This window comes from Bradyrhizobium sp. CCBAU 53351 (assembly GCF_015291745.1).
Classification (GTDB): domain Bacteria; phylum Pseudomonadota; class Alphaproteobacteria; order Rhizobiales; family Xanthobacteraceae; genus Bradyrhizobium.
In genome coordinates this window covers 6,828,797-6,845,548 of record NZ_CP030059.1, presented here as the reverse complement: position 1 = coordinate 6,845,548, position 16,752 = coordinate 6,828,797, and the positions used below count along the sequence as shown (strand labels likewise).

The 16,752-nt window shown below is 65.7% G+C and carries 16 protein-coding genes; 7 read left to right on the top strand and 9 right to left on the bottom strand.

Annotated features, from left to right (window positions below; genetic code table 11):
* The first annotated feature begins 2 nt into the window (after positions 1–2).
* The gene (locus tag XH83_RS32480; RefSeq protein WP_194404654.1) at positions 3–1,274 is read left to right on the top strand and encodes an NAD(P)/FAD-dependent oxidoreductase; all 1,272 of its coding nucleotides are present in this window, start codon (positions 3–5) and stop codon (positions 1,272–1,274) included.
* Between the two features lie 32 nt (positions 1,275–1,306).
* On the opposite strand, the gene XH83_RS32475 is transcribed toward XH83_RS32480, so the two are convergent.
* The 3 genes from XH83_RS32475 to XH83_RS32465 all read right to left on the bottom strand — a co-directional run bounded on the left by XH83_RS32475 (position 1,307) and on the right by XH83_RS32465 (position 2,827).
* Entirely contained in the window at positions 1,307–1,624 is a 318-nt protein-coding gene (locus tag XH83_RS32475; protein WP_194404653.1) for a hypothetical protein, read from the bottom strand.
* 163 nt (positions 1,625–1,787) lie between these two features.
* A complete protein-coding gene (locus XH83_RS32470) occupies positions 1,788–2,357 on the bottom strand; it encodes a cysteine hydrolase family protein (protein ID WP_194404652.1) in 570 nt (189 codons plus the stop codon).
* 122 nt (positions 2,358–2,479) lie between these two features.
* Positions 2,480–2,827: a DUF3088 domain-containing protein gene (locus tag XH83_RS32465; protein WP_194404651.1), complete on the bottom strand. Its 348-nt coding sequence runs from the start codon at positions 2,825–2,827 to the stop codon at positions 2,480–2,482.
* A 95-nt stretch (positions 2,828–2,922) separates the two neighbouring features.
* Between XH83_RS32465 and XH83_RS32460 the strand changes: the two genes are divergently transcribed.
* Both XH83_RS32460 and XH83_RS32455 read left to right on the top strand, forming a co-directional pair.
* The gene (locus XH83_RS32460) at positions 2,923–4,785 is read left to right on the top strand and encodes a long-chain fatty acid--CoA ligase (RefSeq protein ID WP_246776365.1); all 1,863 of its coding nucleotides are present in this window, start codon (positions 2,923–2,925) and stop codon (positions 4,783–4,785) included.
* A 97-nt stretch (positions 4,786–4,882) separates the two neighbouring features.
* The gene (locus XH83_RS32455) at positions 4,883–6,442 is read left to right on the top strand and encodes an oleate hydratase (protein ID WP_194404649.1); all 1,560 of its coding nucleotides are present in this window, start codon (positions 4,883–4,885) and stop codon (positions 6,440–6,442) included.
* 35 nt (positions 6,443–6,477) lie between these two features.
* Here XH83_RS32455 and XH83_RS32450 read toward each other — a convergent pair whose 3' ends face one another.
* The 5 genes from XH83_RS32450 to XH83_RS32430 all read right to left on the bottom strand — a co-directional run bounded on the left by XH83_RS32450 (position 6,478) and on the right by XH83_RS32430 (position 12,339).
* Positions 6,478–8,325, bottom strand: coding sequence for an ATP-binding protein (locus XH83_RS32450; protein WP_194404648.1), 1,848 nt, complete (start codon positions 8,323–8,325; stop codon positions 6,478–6,480).
* Positions 8,326–8,472: 147 nt separating this feature from the next.
* Positions 8,473–9,063, bottom strand: coding sequence for a hypothetical protein (locus tag XH83_RS32445; protein WP_194404647.1), 591 nt, complete (start codon positions 9,061–9,063; stop codon positions 8,473–8,475).
* Positions 9,064–9,264: 201 nt separating this feature from the next.
* Positions 9,265–10,578, bottom strand: a complete 1,314-nt coding sequence (locus tag XH83_RS32440; RefSeq protein WP_194404646.1) for a tetratricopeptide repeat protein — start codon at positions 10,576–10,578, stop codon at positions 9,265–9,267.
* Between the two features lie 15 nt (positions 10,579–10,593).
* A complete protein-coding gene (locus tag XH83_RS32435) occupies positions 10,594–11,616 on the bottom strand; it encodes an aldo/keto reductase (RefSeq protein WP_194404645.1) in 1,023 nt (340 codons plus the stop codon).
* 297 nt (positions 11,617–11,913) lie between these two features.
* Positions 11,914–12,339 (bottom strand): PaaI family thioesterase, encoded by a 426-nt coding sequence (locus XH83_RS32430; RefSeq protein WP_194404644.1) that lies wholly within the window; start codon positions 12,337–12,339, stop codon positions 11,914–11,916.
* Between the two features lie 70 nt (positions 12,340–12,409).
* On the opposite strand from XH83_RS32430, the gene XH83_RS32425 reads away from it, so the two are divergent.
* On the top strand, positions 12,410–13,036 hold the full coding sequence (locus XH83_RS32425) for a CoA pyrophosphatase (RefSeq protein WP_194404643.1): 627 nt from the start codon (positions 12,410–12,412) through the stop codon (positions 13,034–13,036).
* Between the two features lie 53 nt (positions 13,037–13,089).
* Positions 13,090–14,304, top strand: coding sequence for a hypothetical protein (locus XH83_RS32420; RefSeq protein ID WP_194404642.1), 1,215 nt, complete (start codon positions 13,090–13,092; stop codon positions 14,302–14,304).
* A gap of 148 nt (positions 14,305–14,452) precedes the next feature.
* Here XH83_RS32420 and XH83_RS32415 read toward each other — a convergent pair whose 3' ends face one another.
* The gene (locus XH83_RS32415; RefSeq protein WP_063203784.1) at positions 14,453–14,758 is read right to left on the bottom strand and encodes a hypothetical protein; all 306 of its coding nucleotides are present in this window, start codon (positions 14,756–14,758) and stop codon (positions 14,453–14,455) included.
* Positions 14,759–14,951: 193 nt separating this feature from the next.
* On the opposite strand from XH83_RS32415, the gene XH83_RS32410 reads away from it, so the two are divergent.
* Together XH83_RS32410 and XH83_RS32405 are read left to right on the top strand one after the other, a co-directional pair.
* A complete protein-coding gene (locus tag XH83_RS32410; protein ID WP_194404641.1) occupies positions 14,952–15,431 on the top strand; it encodes a hypothetical protein in 480 nt (159 codons plus the stop codon).
* A 195-nt stretch (positions 15,432–15,626) separates the two neighbouring features.
* A complete protein-coding gene (locus XH83_RS32405; protein WP_194404640.1) occupies positions 15,627–16,574 on the top strand; it encodes a TAXI family TRAP transporter solute-binding subunit in 948 nt (315 codons plus the stop codon).
* The last annotated feature ends 178 nt before the right edge of the window (positions 16,575–16,752 follow it).

Genomic DNA, 16,752 nt, shown 5'->3' with positions numbered 1-16,752 from the left:
TCATGTCCGAGACCTCACAGCATATCGTCATCGTCGGCGCCGGCGCGGCAGGACTGATGGCGGCGCGCGAGCTGGCGCGTGCCGGTCGGAAGGTGACGGTGCTGGAGGCGCGCGGGCGCTGCGGCGGCCGCATCCATCCGCTGCCGGCTGAGGAGTTCGGCTATCCCGCCGCGGGCGGCGCCGAATTCGTCCATGGCGAGGCGCCGGTCACGCGCGGATTGCTGCGCGAGGCCGGGCTGTCGCTTCAGGAGATCGAAGGCGAGCAGTGGAGCTTTGACGGAACGAGGCTCTCGCGCGAGGCGCGTGACGATCCGCACGAGGCGGAGCTTCAGGCCGCGCTGAGGGATTTGCAGGACGATCTCTCCGTCGCCGATTTCCTGCGCCGGCATTTTTCCGGGGATGAGTATGCGCCGATGCGCCATTCGATCGAGCGGATGGTCGAGGGCTATGACGCGGCCGACCCCGAGCGCGCCTCGACGCTGGCGCTGCGCGAGGAATGGATGGATGGCGGGCACGCGCCGCAGGCGCGCATCGATCGCGGCTATGGCACGCTGATCGACTTTCTCGCGGCGGACTGCCGCAGGCTTGGCGTCACAATCAATCTCGGCTGCGTGGTGACGGCGATCGAGGAGGAGCGCGGCGAAGTTACCGTTCGCTGCGCCGGCGGCGACCGACATGGCTGCGACAGCGTGATCCTCACCGTGCCGCTGCCTTTGCTGCGCGAGATGACGCTGCCGGCGAGCGCGCGTGCGAGGCTTGCCGCCATTGATGACATCGGCTTCGGCAACGTCATCAAGATCCTGCTGCGCTTCGCGCGGCCATGGTGGCGCGAGCGGCACCATGAGCTCGCAGGCATGACCTTCCTGCTGTCCGAACAGAAGATCCCGGTGTGGTGGACGCAATATCCGAGCCAGCAGGCCGTGCTCACCGGTTGGTTCGGCGGCCCGCGCACAAGGGAGCTGGACAGGCTCGATGCGCAGGAATTGATCGAAGCCGGGCTCGATTCACTCGCCGGCATCTTCAAGCTGCCGCGCGAGGATGTCGCAAGCGAGTTGGTGACCGCGGCGGCGACCAACTGGGCGCACGACCCCTTCGCCCGCGGCGCCTATTCCTGGGCGACACCGCGGACGCGCGAGGCGCAGGCGATTCTGGCGCGCGCCGATGGCCTGGTGTTGTTCTCCGGTGAAGCGCTCTATCGCGGCCGCGACATGGGCACGGTGGAAGCGGCGCTGGCGAGCGGGGCGGAGACGGCGGGGATGATCCTGCGGAAATGAAAAGAGGCCCGCACACTTGCGGGCCTCATGTCTCACCAGCGTCCGCCGCCGAAGCTGAACGTCACGCCCGGGCCGCCGCCACCGTAATATCCATACGGCCCGCCGCCGTAATAGCCGTGATGCCGCGGGTAGTAGCCGTAGCTGCGGTAGTGCGGACGGTAGTAGCCGTGATGGTGGTGATGACGGCGCCAATGATGGTGATGGCCGTGGTGCCGGTGCTGCGCGCTGATGTCGGTCGATTGGCCGCCCTGCGCGCTCTGCTTAGCGCTCGAACTGCCGGCCGCGTTCGCCGTCGATCCGCCGGCAAGCGCCGCAGCTCCGACCGCCATCGCGACGATGAGATATTTCATGTCATCACTCCAGTTGAATGTCGTGAGACAACAGATGGGCGTCGGCTGCGTTCCAGGACAGTGCGGGCGTCGAAACGACGCAGTGCGCGGTGCATGATTCGCGCTCTTGAACGCGCGTCGTAAGATTTATTGTCGCATTATCGCGTCGATCACATTGCTGCCATCACTTGGCCGCGAATGACCCGATCACGTCACGCGTTGTCACGATGCGGGCGAACTCGCCGTTGAGGTTCGACAGCGTCATCGCATGGATCTCCTCGGCTGCGTGCACGTCGCCGTCGGGCCCGATGCGGTCGAACGTCCATGTCGCATCGCGCACGAGGCGCGCGTCGAAGCCGAGATTGCCGGCCATCCGCGTCGTCGTCTCGACGCAATGATTGGTGGTCGCGCCGCAGATCACGAGCGTGCCGATGCCGGCCGCGCGCAGGCGCGTCTCCAGATCCGTGCCGATGAAGGCGCTGTTGACGCGCTTAACGATGACGGTCTCGCCGGGCTGCTCGCGCGCCTCGTCCTTGCCGGCATAGCCGGAGCTTTGAGGCAGGAACGACGAGTTCGGCTTGGTGCCTTCATGGCGGATATGAAAGATCGGCGCGCCGCGGGTTCTGAACGCCCGCAGCAGATCGGCGATCCGCGCCACCGCATCCGGATTGTTGCGCCGTTTCCCCGCGGCCTCCCATTCGTCGAACGCGCGCTGGACGTCGATGACGATGAGAGCGGGGAGGGCGTGGGGCATGATCGGATCTTTCGCGCGGGTCGTGGAAGCGAATATGCGAGGATGGGGACGGCGCGCAATGCCGATCTTCCCTCGTTTTGCGACGGGACACGAGAGCGGTCATGCCGGCTGGCGGATGCGCCTCACGGATGCGGATCAGGAAAGCCGTGGCGTTCGGAAAGTGCGGCGAGGATCGCATCCTTGTCGGCGATGAAGGCGCGGCCCTGATGGCTGCCGGTCTGGTGCGGCGATGTCGCGCCGTCGGCCAATACCAGCAGCGGCAGCGACTGGTTCTCCTCGCCAAGAAGCGCGATCACCGGCTGCCGCGGGCGCGGCCACGCGATGCGCTCGACCTCGAGCTCTGCGGCAAGCTGCGGAAACGAGGCCAGCACGCCCTCGATCAGCGCGCAATGCCAGCAGTAGAACAGTCGCCCCGGAAAGGCCGGATCCTCGAAACCGGGCCGCAGCAGAAACAGGCGGTCGCGCGTCATGGGTCGCTCCAAAGCATGGCCGCCTTGCTGAGGATCAAAGCGGCAAGGACTGGCCGGCCTAGGGTCGAGGCACCAAATGGTTGGGAATCGACGAGATGCGAGAGAACGCCATGCCGGGACAGGCGAGTCAACCAGACGGTCTTGCCGACATCAAGACGCTGCCGGAGCTCCTGCGCTGGCGAATCAAGGCGACGCCGGCGGCGGAGGCCTATCGCCATTTCGACGCCGGTGCCAAGCGCTGGGTCAGCCAGTCCTGGCGGGAGATCGATGCCGAATTCGAGCTGTGGCGGCGGGCGCTGGCCGCGGAGAATTTCGCGCCCGGCGAGCGCGTCGCGATCCTGATGCCGAACGGCATCGCGCATATCGCGATGGACCAGGCGGCGCTTTCGCGCGGCCTCGTCCCGGTGCCGATGCACGCCGTCGACAACCCCGACAGCGTCGCCTACGTCCTCGTCGATTCCGGTGCACTGCTCTTGTTCGTCGATACCCTGGAGCGCTGGCAGGCGATCGTGGCGACCGGCCAGCCGCTCGACCATCTCAAGCGCGTCGTCTGCGCGGATGCAAGCGGGCTCATCACGCCGAACGCGCGGATCATCGGGCTCGACCATTGGCTCGCGCAAGCCCCTGGGGCGAGCGCGCCGCTGCCCGATGTCGCGATCGAACCGCACGATCTCGCCGCCATCGTCTACACCTCGGGTACCACGGGGCGGCCCAAGGGCGTGATGCTGTCGCAAGGCAACGTCGTCGCCAATGTGAAGGCGATCGCGCGCCGCATCGAAGCCGAGCCGCACGACGTCTTCCTGTCCTTTCTGCCGCTCTCGCACACCTTCGAGCGCACCGGCGGCTATTACTACCCGATCGCGGCCGGCGCCTGCGTCGCCTATGCCCGCTCGGTGCCGCAACTGGCGGAGGATCTGAAGCATGTACGGCCGACGGTGCTGGTCTCGGTGCCCCGGATCTACGAGCGCATCTACGCGCAGATCATGCAGCATCGGGCATCCGCGGGCTGGATCGAGCGCGCGCTGCTCGATCTCACCGTCGCCGTCGGCGGGCGGCGCTTCGACGCGCGGCAGCAGCACGCCATGCCGTCGCTGCTGGACCGGCTGGCCTGGCCGCTGCTGAAGCGGCTCGTCGCCGACAAGGTGCTGGCGCAACTCGGCGGTCGCCTGCGCGTCGCGGTGTCCGGTGGCGCGCCGATCGCGGCGCCCGTCATTCGCCTGTTTCTCGCGCTCGGGCTCGACGTCCTCCAGGGCTACGGCATGACGGAGACCTCGCCGGTGGTCTCCGTGAATACCGTCGAGGATAACGATCCGCATTCGGTCGGCCATGTCCTCGACGGCGTCGAGGTCAGGCTCGGCGAGAACGACGAATTGCTGGTGCGCGGTCCGAGCGTCATGCTCGGCTACTGGCACAAGGACGAGGAGACGCGCCGCGTCAAGGACGCCGATGGCTGGCTGCATACCGGCGACCAGGCCCGCATCGAGAACGGGCGCATCACCATCACCGGTCGCATCAAGGACATCCTGGTCACCTCCACCGGCGAGAAGATCGCGCCGGTGGATCTGGAGACCGCGATCCTCGCCGATCCCTTGTTCGAGCAGGCGCTGGTGGTTGGCGAGCAGCGGCCGTTCCTCGCCGCGCTCGTGGTGCTGAATGCCAAGGCCTGGGTAGAGGAGAAGGAAAGGCTGGCGGCGCGCGGCCAGCAAGGCGGGGCGGCGGAACGGGCGGCGCTGCTGGCGCGGATCGCCGCGGCCGTGAAGGCCTATCCGTCCTACGCCACACCGCGCGCGGTGTGGTGGACGCTCGATCCGTGGACCATTGCGGCGGGCCTGCTGACGCCGACGCTGAAGAACAAGCGGCCCGCGCTCGAGCGCCGCTTCGCGGACGAGATCGAGCACATCTATGCGAAGAAGGCGAATGTTTCGGCTCTCCCCGCGAGCGCGCTCACGTCCTCTTGAACGTTGCTTCCGCCGCGCTTGATCCAGCGCAACTTCGGCCGCTGCCTCCGCATGCAATGTCGCCCACGACAAATTCGTATGGCAATCGAGGCAAGTCATGAAGGCGTATTTCATCGGCGGTGGCATTGGATCGCTCGCGGGCGCGGCGTTCCTGATCCGCGACGCGCAACAGGCGGGGCGAGACATCGTGATCTACGAGGCGCAGCCTCTGGTCGGCGGCAGTCTCGACGGCGCGCTGCTCGCGAACGGCGCCTATTCGCTGCGCGGCGGCCGCATGCTGACTACCGACCACTACGAATGCACCTGGGATCTGCTCTCCAGCATTCCCTCGCTCGAGCATCCCGGCCTCAGCGTGCGCGACGAGACCATCGCGTTCAACCTGGACAACCCCGCGCATTCGCAGGCGCGGCTGGTCGACCGCAACCGCTTCAAGGTCGATGTCTCGCATATGGGCTTCTCCGCGCGCGACAGGCTGGAGCTGCTGAGGCTGACTGAGGCCTCGGAGGAGACGCTCGGCGACAGCCGCATCACCGACTGGCTCTCGCCGAAGTTCTTCGAGTCCAATTTCTGGTACATGTGGCAGACCACCTTTGCCTTCCAGCCCTGGCACAGTGCGGTCGAGCTGAAGCGATACCTGCATCGCTTCATGAACGAGTTTCCGCGCATCGAGACGCTCGCCGGCGTCAAGCGCACCGTCTACAATCAGTATGATGCGATCGTGCGGCCGCTCGCCGACTGGCTGAAGCGCCAGGGCGTGCAATTCGTGCGCGGCACGCGCGTCACCGACATGGCGATCGAGAGCGAAGGCGGACGCTTGCGGGTGCGCCAGCTCGTGCTCGACCGCGACGGCCGCATCGCCAATGTCCGGCTCGAGGACGACGATCTCGTGTTCTTCCAGAACGGCTCGATGACGGACGCCTCGAGCCTGGGCTCGATGACCGAGCCGCCGTCGCGCCTGACCAAGAAGGAGAGCCAGGGCTGGGCGCTGTGGGAGACGATCGCGCAAGGCCGTCCCGAGTTCGGCAATCCCGCCGCCTTCAACTCGTCGATCCCCGAATCCTATTGGCTGTCCTTCACCGTCACCTGCCGCGATCCGCAGTTCTTCGACCGGATGGAGGCGTTCTCCGGCAACAGGGCCGGCACCGGCGGCCTCGTGACGTTCAAGGATTCCAACTGGCTGATGTCGGTCGTGCTGTATCACCAGCCGCATTTCGCAGGACAGCCGAAGAATGTGCAGGTGTTCTGGGGCTATGCGCTGCATCCCGACCGCGTCGGCAATTTCGTCGGCAAGCCGATGTCCGATTGCGGGGGCGCGGATATTTTGAAGGAGCTGTGCGGCCACTTGAACTTCGATGCGAGCGTGCTCGACGACGCGATCTGCGTTCCCTGCCGCATGCCCTATATCACCAGCATGTTCATGCCGCGTAACCTGACCGATCGGCCGCTGCCGGTGCCGAAGAATTCGGTCAACCTCGCTTTCGTCAGCCAGTTCGTCGAAATCCCCGACGACGTCGTGTTCACCGTCGAATATTCGGTGCGGGCAGCACAGATGGCGGTCTATCAGCTCATGAAGATCGACCGCCCGGTGCCGCCGGTGACGCGGCACGACAAGTCGCTCGCGGTGATCTTCGCGACGCTGGAAAAGGCGTTCGCGTGATGCCGGTTCGGCGGTGCTGGTGCCTGCGATCGCGGCTATGGCACCGCCAGCGGCAGGGCGACGTGAAAGACGGCGCCGCCTGAGGGCGCGTTCTCGGCCCAGATCCGCCCGCCATGCGCTTCGACGATGGTATGGGCGATCGACAGGCCGATGCCCATGCCTTGCGCCTTGGTCGTGAAGAACGGCTTGAATATCTCCGTCACCTTCTCTGCGAGGATTCCGTCACCGGCATCGGCGACGGAGACGAGGGCCAGATTGCCCTCGGCGAGACCGGTTCGGCCGACCACGCGGCGCCGCTTGTTCGGTAGATGGGCCACCGCATCGATGCCGTTCATGGCCAGATTCAGAATGGCCTGCTGGAGCTGAACCTTGTCGCCCTTGACGCGGATATCCGCGGGCGAGGGCTCCGTCACGAGCTCGACATCGTGCGTCAAGGCCTGCACGGAGAGGAAGCGAAACACCTCGCCGACCATCGCATTGAGGTCGAGCTCGTGCCGTACCGTCGGGTCTCGTTTCAGAAACGCACGCAGCCGGCTGATGATTTCGGCGGCCCGCTGATCGTCTCGGCGAATGTGGGCCAATATGTCCTCGATCTCGCCGAGGTCGGGAGCCGGATTCCGCAATATCTGCTGGGCCGACTCGGCATTGATCATGATGGCGGCGAGCGGCTGGTTCAGCTCGTGGGCGAGCGAGGCAGACATCTCGCCGACGGTGGCGCGGCGATTCAAGTGAGCGAGCTCCGACATGCGCTGCCGCGCTTCGACCTCGGCCACGAAGCGCAGGTGGCGCTCGCGCAGCAGAATCGCGATCATCATCGCCTGCAGCAGAACGATGCTCGCAACGATGGTGACGTGCCAGTGATACTGCCCCCAGAAGGTCGGTTCACGGAAACGTACCTCGCTGCCGGGGGGCAGATTGGCCTCGTTCACGTTCCAGCGCTTCAGCTGGCGCCAGTCGAAGATCGGTTTCACGTTGTCCCCGCCGAAGGGGACGATGTTCGACGGCGCTTCGCCGTCGAGTATCCGCATGGCGACTTCGCCGGCTTCCCGTCCGATGATCTCCGGCATCAGCAGGAAGCCGCCGACGCCCGATCGCCCGAGGAATGTGTCGGACGTGATGACGATCGGACGGTTCGCAGTCTCGGCGACAAGCGCGAGCGCCGACGCCGGGGAATAATAGGTGCCTTCGCCGTCGGAATACATCGCGGAGGTCAGGATCGCGGAACGGTCCGGCAGCGAAGCGACTTGCTTGCGGACGTCGCGCAGCACGGCATCGGAGAGATCCATGACTTCGAGGCCCGGCATCATGGCCGCGAAGTCCTGCTTCCAATGTCCATACACCAGCGGATTCTTCCAGGCATCGCCCACGAGGACGACACGGGTCAGGTCTGGGACGATGGCGCGCGCAGCATTCAGCAAATGTGCTGGCGTCACGCGGGCGAAGACGGCGGTGGTATCGGGCAGAAACAGCGCGCGCGTTTCGGGCAGATCAGGCACGAAGCCGTAGACGACTGGCGCGGCCGGCCAAATCTCTTGCTTGCGCTTTTGAAGGAATTTCGCCGATGTGACGCCAATGGAAACGATGACGTCGATCGGCCGCTGTGCATATTTGGTCCTGAGGTGGCCGACCACGCTCTCTTCATAGCCGGGTCCCGGGAAGCGGCTGAGATCGAGGCTCTCGCCGTAGATCACCGTGTCAGCCGTGCCGCTCTGCTTCGCGGCGGCGCGGATGCCGGCAAAGATCTCGGAATAAAACGGCGAGCGAAAATCGGCTTCTTCAAGAACCAGGATCGAACGCTGCCGCTTGCCCTCGGCCGCGATGCAGTCGCGCGACAGGCTTGCAAGCAGGCAGACGATCAGGATGCGCACCAGCCCGGTGATCATACGCGCGTTGCTGGACCGTCGGCCCGCCCCCACTGCGATCGCGTCTCCGCGATGAGAACGCTGGCGTGAGCATAACCGCCTCGCCTGGAGTTTCAACGGAGCGATGCGTGACGGTTGCGCTACCACGCAAGCCCAGACGAAGTGCCTCTACTTGAACGGATCTTGGATCGACGGCGAGGACTGCCGGATGCGGCGAACGCTCACCGGCGTACCGTCGGAGACGAACAGCAGTTCATATCGACGGCCTTCGTTGTCGGTCGCCGAGCAGGTGACATCGGTCACCTTCCTGGCGGCGAAATTGCCGGTCTGGCGGCAGAGGCCGGTGGAGGTCTGCTCGGCCGGCACCGGCAGGCCATCGACCTTGGGGCGGTCTTTGGAGTTCAGCAGCATGCGGTCGATCGGCAGCTCGTAGGAATTGTCGTCGGCGCGCTTGCCGTTCTCGCCGGAGAACGACACCACGTGGCTGTCGTCGGAGGGATCGTCGACTGCGACCGCGAAATTGACCCGGCCTTTGTCGCCATGGGCGTAGGCCACCGTCTTGCAGGCAAAGGCGCGGCCGGCGACCTTGAGCGTCTTGCAATGGCCCGTCATCAGCGCCAGGAGGTCGATGAGGGCATTCTGCTGCGCCGGCGGATTGTTGACTGGGATCGGTTCGGAAGTCTCGGCAAAACAAGGACTTGCCAAGGGCATGGTCAAGACCATGGCGATGGCGAAGAGGACCGGTCGGCGAAGGCGCATCGTCGGGCTCGTGTGCCGGAGGGCCGTGGCGGCGGAAAAGGTCCGCACCATAACGATCGAACCGCAAATTGGTTGCGATCCCGTTTGTTCTGCAAGACCGTTCTGGAATACCACCGCGCCACCCCGACGGCGATTCGCCGCAATCGCCCAACCGTCCCGGCCGGCACTTGCCGTCAGGCCGGTGTTTTTTTCGTGGCAGAGCTAGCCCATCGCCGCCTGCCAGCGTGCATCGCGAAGCGAGGGGCGGCGGTGCAGGCGGGCGTCCAGCACGGCGCGGGCGCGGGGCAGCTCGCCGCTGCGCATGAGCGCGACGATGTAGGTGTCCTCGACCAGCTCGCGCTGGGCGTGGCTGCCGCCGATCCGCACGACCTCCGTGAGGACTGGCGCGAGCGTTTGCACGCATGAGGCGTAGGCCTCATCGGCAAAGGCCGCCAGCGCGCGGAAGATCGCCGGCACCACGGGGCCGGCCGGCAACCTGCCCTCGGCGAGCCGCTGCTCGATCACCGCAAGACGTGCAGCGAGCGCCTCCTGATTCTGCGTCGCCGCCGCGAACAGCGCCATGTGGACGTCAGCGAAAGGCAGGCTCGACTTCGGAAACAGTTTTTGCGCAGTGGCGTCGGCCTCAGCCCAGAGCGCCTTTGGTACGGTGTGGCCGTAGGCCGACAGGCGCCACAGCAGCGAGGCGGCATCGGTGATGACGTTGAGCGGCGGCGCTTGCGTGGCTGTGGGCTGGAGCACGTCGGCATAGATCGCGAGCGCGCGGGCCGCATCGTCCTGCTCGAGCGCGCCGAGCGCCTGGTGCCAGCGAATGTGGCCGTGCAGGATTCCGGCGCGGTCGTAAGTCGGAATCCACTCGCCGACGAGGCGGTCGGCCGCGTCGATCGAGCCGTCCTCGAACATCGCATGCAGGACCGCATGCGCGGCATGGGCGTTCGTTCGACGCAGATTGAAGCCGCGCTCGGTCACGCTGCGGCCGCGCGCAACGTCGCCGTTCTCGGTCATCGCCCAGCCGGCCATGGTGAGAAACCACCAGTCCTCGCCGTAATGCTGCTTGACGCGCTCGCACAGCTCATGCCGCGCGCGATCGTGGTCCGCCATGCCGGAGAAGGCGAACAGGCCGAAGGCGCCGAGCGGCAGCGACAGCACCAGGGCATCGCGCGGCCAGCTCTCGACATGCTTCAGCGTCGCTGCGATCGCTTCCGGCAGCCGGCCCTCGATCGCCAGCCCCAGCGTCTCGACATGCGAGCGCTCGCGCTCCGTGCCGCGCCTGGCGGCCAGCTCGCGCGCGAGCGCCGCCTTCTGACGTGCGAGATCGCCCTGCTGATAGAAGGCGTGCACGCGGGCACGGGCGATATGGGGAAGCGCAAAATCCGGGTCGGCCGCAGTGGCGCGCTCCAAGGCCTCTGCCATGCCGGTCCAGCCCGCGAGCATGAGGTCCACGCCCTCGCGATAGGCAGAGGCAGCCGCATCGGATGCGGTGGAGAGCGGCAGGCCGTAGCGGTCTTCGTGGAGCATGATCCTCTCCGAAGTTCACGCCGTCCGCGCGCGGCGGCCTTCGATCGGGTAGGCGGGGTCGTTGTAGCCCGGGGTCGACGGATGGCCGGCAACGACGAGCCGGTCGATCAATGCTTCGTCATCGGCGGTGAAGCGATAGTCGAGCGCGCTGATGTAGCCGTCCCACTGCTCCTCGGTGCGCGGCCCCGCGACGATCGAGGAGACGAAGGCGGAGTTGAGCACCCAGGCGACCGCGAACTGGCCGGCTGTGATGCCGCGCCTCTCCGCGTAAGTCTTGATCTCTTGTGCGAGCTGAAGCGATTCCGGCCGCCATTCGGTCTGCATCATGCGGGTGTCGTTGCGTCCCGCGCGCGTCTCCTTGTCGGGGGCGGCGTCCGGCTTGTACTTGCCCGTGAGCACGCCGCGCGCCAGCGGGCTGTAGGGCACGATGCCGAGGCCGTAATAGGAGCAGGCCGGAAAATGCTCGACCTCGGGCATGCGGTTCATCGCGTTGTAATAGGGCTGGCTCACCGCGGGACGGTCGATGCCGAGCCGGTCGCAGATGTTGCAGATCTCTGCGACGCGCCAGGCGCGGTAGTTGGAGATGCCGAAATAGCGCACCTTGCCGGCGCGGATCAAATCGCCCATCGCGCGCACCGTCTCCTCCAGCGGCGTCGCATGGTCTTCCTTGTGCAAATAGTAGATGTCGATGTGGTCGGTGCCGAGCCGCGTCAAGCTTTCGTCGGCGGCCTGCAGCACCCAGCGCCGCGACAGGCCGACGCGGTTGGGATCGTCCCCCGTCCCGGTGTTCATGGGGTTGGCGAGCTTGGTCGCAAGCACCCAGGCGTGGCGGTTGCCTGCGATGGCGCGGCCGACGACCTCCTCGGATGCGCCCCTCGAATAGGCGTCTGCGGTGTCGATGAAGTTGATGCCGGCATCGCGAGCTTTCGCGATGATCCGCTTCGATGTGGCTTCATCGGTGGGCCCGCCGAACATCATGGAGCCCAGACAGATCGGCGACACTTTCAGGCCGGAGCGGCCGAGCTGACGGTATTGCATGGGCGATTTCCTCGATCGTTCGATTGAGGGCAGCATAGCCAGCTACGTCGGTCATTGCGAGCGCAGCGAAGCAATCCAGAGCTGCGTCCGCGGGGAGATTTCTGGATTGCTTCGCTGCGCTCGCAATTACGCGTATGCCGGTGCCCTGCAATCGGTGTCATCGCCCGCGAAGGCGGGCGATCCAGTATTCCAGAGGCGGCAGTGATCGAGCAGAGAGGCCGCGGCGTACTGGATTCCCCGCCTTCGCGGGGAATGACAGCGGTGGGTTTGGTGGCAACGGGGGCCGCTGACGCGCGCCTACCCCGGCCCCTTCAGGATCTTGAACACGCCGTTCGCCATCACGATGCAGCGGTCGTCGACCGTCACTTCCGTGCTCATGAAGATCAGGCTGCGGGTCGAGCGCACCACGCGGGGACGGGAAATGAGGATGTCGCCGATCTGGCCGGCTTCGACGAAATGGGTGTCGAGCTGCACCGTCGCCATGAACTCCTTGCCGGAGACGTAACGGGCGGTCATGCCGCAGGTGCGGTCGGCGAAGGTCATCATGACGCCGCCCTGGACCATGCCGCGGCGGTTGTGGTGCTTGTCTTCGGTGGCGAGCGCGAACTCGTAATGGCCGTCGACCTTGCGCTCCCACAGGGGACCGACCAGGTGCATGAAGCCGGTGGTCTCGAGGATGCTCCAGCCCTCTGATTTCAGCCTCGCGGCGGCCTTGTTCGTCATCTTCAGGTTCATCCCTGCAACGCTGTCTCTGCTCGTTTCATCAGATGCGGTCCTGGTGTAGTCAAGCTTCATGAGACCTTTCGGCGATGCCACCAGACGGAATATCGAAGCGGCCTGCGCGTCCTTCGCACGGCTGCCTGACGAGGCCGAGCCGTCGGCGCTGAAGCGCGCCGCGGTGGTGCTGGCGCTGACCGAATCCAGCGACGGTGACGACACCGCCTTCCTCCTCACCAGGCGCGCGTCGAGCTTGCGCTCCCATCGCGGGCAGTGGGCGCTGCCGGGCGGACGCTGCGATGCCGGCGAGACGCCGGTCGAGGCGGCGTTGCGCGAGCTGGATGAAGAGCTCGCGCTAAAACTTTCGGCCAACGCGGTGCTCGGCCTGCTCGACGATTATCCGACCCGCTCCGGCTATCTGATCACGCCGGTCGTGGTGTGGGCGGCGGGCCGTGCCGCGATCACGCCGAACCCGGACGAGGTCGCCTCCGTCCATCGCATCGCGCTCGACACGATCGAGCGCGATGACGCGTTCGATTTCACCGCGATCCCCGAAAGCACCCGCCGCGTGATCCGCTTCCATCACCAGATGAGCCTGATCCACGCGCCGACGGCGGCGCTGATCTACCAGTTCCGCGAGGTGCTGGCGGGGCGGCACACCCGCGTCACCGACCTGGAACAGCCGGTATTCGCCTGGAAGTGATGGTAAACGGCGCGTTAACGTGACGGTTACCGGATGCCTGCTAAGAGGGCGGCATGCATCGATCGATTCGAAACACATTGGCGCTGGTTCCACTCGCGCTTGTCCTGGTCACACCCATCGCACATGGCGGCGAGGTGGACGCGCTGCCGCCCGGCATCCGCGACGCCAACGCCCAGCTGCTGTCGCAGTTTTTCGCGCAAGGTGGCGCTTCGCCCGCCGTGCTCGAATATCGCCGCAAGCTCGCGGAGTACCAGGCGGCGCGCGCGGCGTTCGACGCCGAGGCCGGCGCCTATTGGAGCCAGATCTCCGAGAAGCGGAAGGGCCGCAACGCCAAGCGGCGCAGCGGGCAGCAGGTGACGCTCGACGATTACGTGCTGGAGCATCCGCCGCTCTATAACGGGCCGAAGAAGCCGGTGAATCCGGAGCCGGAGGAAACGCCGGACCGGCCGCCTCGCAAGCCGATCCCCGTCGTCGCCGATTTCCTGCGCGCGGCGCAGGAGCTCTACCAGTTCACGCCGCAGCGACCCACAAGCGAGGTCGAGTTCAAGCGCGCCTATGCGCGCTACGCGCTCGCCTCCGGGCTGACGCGCGAGCAGGCCGTGCGCGTTTATTCGTTCGAGACCGGCGGCACCGGCACTCACGACGTGCAGGCGGGAATCGAGCATGGCGGCAAGCGAGCGATCTCGACCGCGATGGGCTACAACCAGCTCCTGACCACCAACAGCGTCGAGCTGCTGGCCGAGCAGGGCCACGAGCTCATTCGTGCGCTCTCCGACAAGGTGGCACGGACATCAGGACCGGCGCGGCAGTCGCTCGAGCACAAGTTCGTCGTGCTGAAGAAGATGGTCACGCATGCCAAGGCGGTGCCCGACACCTGGTCGGAGCACGAGAAGATCGGCAACACCGCGCAGGGCTGGGCCATGCATGCGATGGTGCTCGACATCGATGTCGGGCCGATGCTGCAGACCCACAAGCTGCTGACCTCGGTGCTGTTCGCCCGCGCCAAGGGCTACACCCGTCCGCTCACCGCCGCCGAGCTCGAGATGATGAACCTCACCGGCGACGGCACCGGGCTCGACATGGTGACGATGCCGCAGGCGATGCGCGAGCAGGTGCCGACCTCGAACTTCTTCCAGCGCGGCGGCTACGAGCGCAACCCGGTCGCGATCCGCCACAACACGGTGGCGAAGCTGCTCGCGGTGACGGACGATCGGATGGATGCGAACAGCAGCAAGCCCGGCGCGAGGGAATTGGCGGCGGCATTTTAGCAACCCGCCGCCGTAGCGACCTGCCGCAGGGTTGGGCAAAGCGAAGCGTGCCCACGCACCTTCTGCGATGGAGAGAGATGGTGGGCACGGCGCAAGGGCGCCTTTGCCCACACTACGACAGCTTCGTTTGTGGCGAGAGCCGCAGCCCTTACTGATCCGGGCCGAACTTGAACTTGCCGTCGCCTTCCAGATACGGGCCGCTGCGCATGTAGAGCTGGCCGTTGTGACCGATGAAGAACAGCGTGCCCTTCGGCACTTTCTTGGCGCCCTTCAGCAGTTCGCCGGCATTGCTGGTGCCCATCTTGTAGGAAAAGGTCTTGCCCTCCTTGTCATAGGCGTAGCCGGTGTCGGGCTTGAGCTCCCACGGCGTTGCCGGGGCTTGCGCCAATGCGGGCGCTGAAAAGGCGCCGAGTGCGACTGCGATTGCAAATGGCTTGATTGAAAATGCCGTCATTCCCATCCTCCCACGGTCGGGACATCCGGGCTTGAACAAATCACGAACGGTATGTCCGGGTCAATTTGCGAAAGCGCCGCAGCACATCACGTCTTGCCCAGCAGTTTGTGATTTTCCCTTCGTCCCCTCGCGACTATGTTCCGCTTTCCGTCTAGAACGCAACTCGACAAAATTATTGGCAGGGATGATTCGGATGCGCCATGGGATTAAACTTTGCTGGGCTGCTGCATTGTCGTTGACGGCCCTGGTGCCGGCCGCCCGGGCCGATGACTACCAGCTCAGCCACAACCAGCGCATTTCGTGCAGCCGCGGCCTTGCCCCGGGCAAGCTGAACACGGCGACCTGCAAGTCCTACACCTATCTCTTCAATTCCAAGACCTCGGAATATTTCCGCTGCCAGGTTTCGCTGGCGCTGACCCGCGACAACAAGGAAGTCATCAACGTCCAGACCGACGGCGGCTGCACCAAGAAGCCGCGCATCTTCGAGACCGACGGCAAGTATGATTTCGACGCGACCGAGACCGAACCGCCGAACACCAACTCGTTCTTCGGTCCCGGCGGCTATTCGGTGTGGGCCGCCGACGTCGGCGCGCAGAAGATCCGCGGCTGCATCACCATCTCCTCCGGCCTCGGCTCCGACATCTCCAAGTGTCTGGACATGACGTTCCAGTGAGACCGGGATCGCGCGCCCGAATCTGACGCGTTCGGGCCGCGCAGCGGCCGCTGCGCCACGTCGCCGCACCCGCCGGGTTCCCGAAAAATCGAGCCGGATCGGCCATTTACCGCAGCCCAGCTTTATCTTTTGGATGGGTTGACCCGCTCGCGTCATCCGGCCAATTTCGCGGCCGGTTTGGGGAGAACAACAACCATGAAACGGACCATTTTCGGCGCGGCCGCGGCTCTTGCTCTGGCGGCGTCGGCACCTTGCGCGCAGGCGCAATCCTTCATCAACGTGCTGACCGGCGGCACCTCCGGTGTCTATTATCCGCTTGGGGTCGCGATCGGAAAAATCTACGGCGACAAGATCCCGAACGTGAAGACGCAGGTGCAGGCCACCAAGGCGTCGGTCGAGAATCTGATCCTGCTGCAGCAGGGCCGCGGCGAGCTGGCGTTCACGCTGGGCGATTCGCTGAAGGCGGCCTGGGACGGCGAGGAGGAAGCGGGCTTCAAGACCAAGCTCGACAAGCTTCGCACCATCGGCGCGATCTACCCGAACTACATCCAGATCGTCGCGACCACCGAGTCCGGCATCAAGACTCTGGCCGACCTCAAGGGCAAGAGCCTTTCTGTCGGCGCGCCGAAGTCCGGCACCGAGCTGAATTCGCGCGCCATCCTGTCCGCGGCCGGCATGAGCTACAAGGATCTCGGCAAGGTCGAGTATCTGCCGTTCGCCGAATCCGTCGACCTCATGAAGAACCGGCAGCTCAACGCGACGCTGCAATCGGCCGGCCTTGGCGTCGCCTCGCTGAAGGACCTGTCGACCTCGAGCCCGATCACGGTGGTGTCGGTGCCGAAGGAGACGGTCGACAAGATCGGCCCGCCCTTCGTCTCCGCGATCATTCCGGCCAACACCTATGCCGGCCAGGACAAGGACGTGCCGACGGCGGCCGTGATCAACTATCTCGTCACGAGCTCAGCCGTGTCGGACGACCTCGCCTATCAGATGACCAAGCTGGTCTACGAGTCGCTGCCGGAACTCGTGAATGCGCATGCCGCCGGCAAGGAGATCAAGCTCGAGACCGCCGCCAGCGGCAGCCCGGTTCCGCTGCATCCCGGCGCGATCCGCTATTACAAGGAAAAAGGGCTGATCAAGTAATCAGCCTCATCCGCCGACGTCATGCCCGGGGCAAAAGCGCGAAGCGCGTCTTCGCGCAGATGTCCCGGGCATCCACGTTCTTAGAGGCACCGTAAGCCGTGGATGGCCGGGACAAGCCCGGCCATGACGTATGCGGCAGCAGTGCCGGTGCTATTATCGCCCTCACGGGCTAAGGACG

Bases quoted from the DNA above. Each gene is read 5' to 3' on its own strand.
- XH83_RS32480 (WP_194404654.1), top strand. From the start codon at position 3: ATGTCCGAGACCTCACAGCATATCGTCATCGTCGGCGCCGGCGCGGCA.
- XH83_RS32475 (WP_194404653.1), bottom strand. From the start codon at position 1,624: ATGAAATATCTCATCGTCGCGATGGCGGTCGGAGCTGCGGCGCTTGCC.
- XH83_RS32470 (WP_194404652.1), bottom strand. From the start codon at position 2,357: ATGCCCCACGCCCTCCCCGCTCTCATCGTCATCGACGTCCAGCGCGCG.
- XH83_RS32465 (WP_194404651.1), bottom strand. From the start codon at position 2,827: ATGACGCGCGACCGCCTGTTTCTGCTGCGGCCCGGTTTCGAGGATCCG.
- XH83_RS32460 (WP_246776365.1), top strand. From the start codon at position 2,923: ATGCGAGAGAACGCCATGCCGGGACAGGCGAGTCAACCAGACGGTCTT.
- XH83_RS32455 (WP_194404649.1), top strand. From the start codon at position 4,883: ATGAAGGCGTATTTCATCGGCGGTGGCATTGGATCGCTCGCGGGCGCG.
- XH83_RS32450 (WP_194404648.1), bottom strand. From the start codon at position 8,325: ATGATCACCGGGCTGGTGCGCATCCTGATCGTCTGCCTGCTTGCAAGC.
- XH83_RS32445 (WP_194404647.1), bottom strand. From the start codon at position 9,063: ATGCGCCTTCGCCGACCGGTCCTCTTCGCCATCGCCATGGTCTTGACC.
- XH83_RS32440 (WP_194404646.1), bottom strand. From the start codon at position 10,578: ATGCTCCACGAAGACCGCTACGGCCTGCCGCTCTCCACCGCATCCGAT.
- XH83_RS32435 (WP_194404645.1), bottom strand. From the start codon at position 11,616: ATGCAATACCGTCAGCTCGGCCGCTCCGGCCTGAAAGTGTCGCCGATC.
- XH83_RS32430 (WP_194404644.1), bottom strand. From the start codon at position 12,339: ATGACGAACAAGGCCGCCGCGAGGCTGAAATCAGAGGGCTGGAGCATC.
- XH83_RS32425 (WP_194404643.1), top strand. From the start codon at position 12,410: ATGAGACCTTTCGGCGATGCCACCAGACGGAATATCGAAGCGGCCTGC.
- XH83_RS32420 (WP_194404642.1), top strand. From the start codon at position 13,090: ATGCATCGATCGATTCGAAACACATTGGCGCTGGTTCCACTCGCGCTT.
- XH83_RS32415 (WP_063203784.1), bottom strand. From the start codon at position 14,758: ATGACGGCATTTTCAATCAAGCCATTTGCAATCGCAGTCGCACTCGGC.
- XH83_RS32410 (WP_194404641.1), top strand. From the start codon at position 14,952: ATGCGCCATGGGATTAAACTTTGCTGGGCTGCTGCATTGTCGTTGACG.
- XH83_RS32405 (WP_194404640.1), top strand. From the start codon at position 15,627: ATGAAACGGACCATTTTCGGCGCGGCCGCGGCTCTTGCTCTGGCGGCG.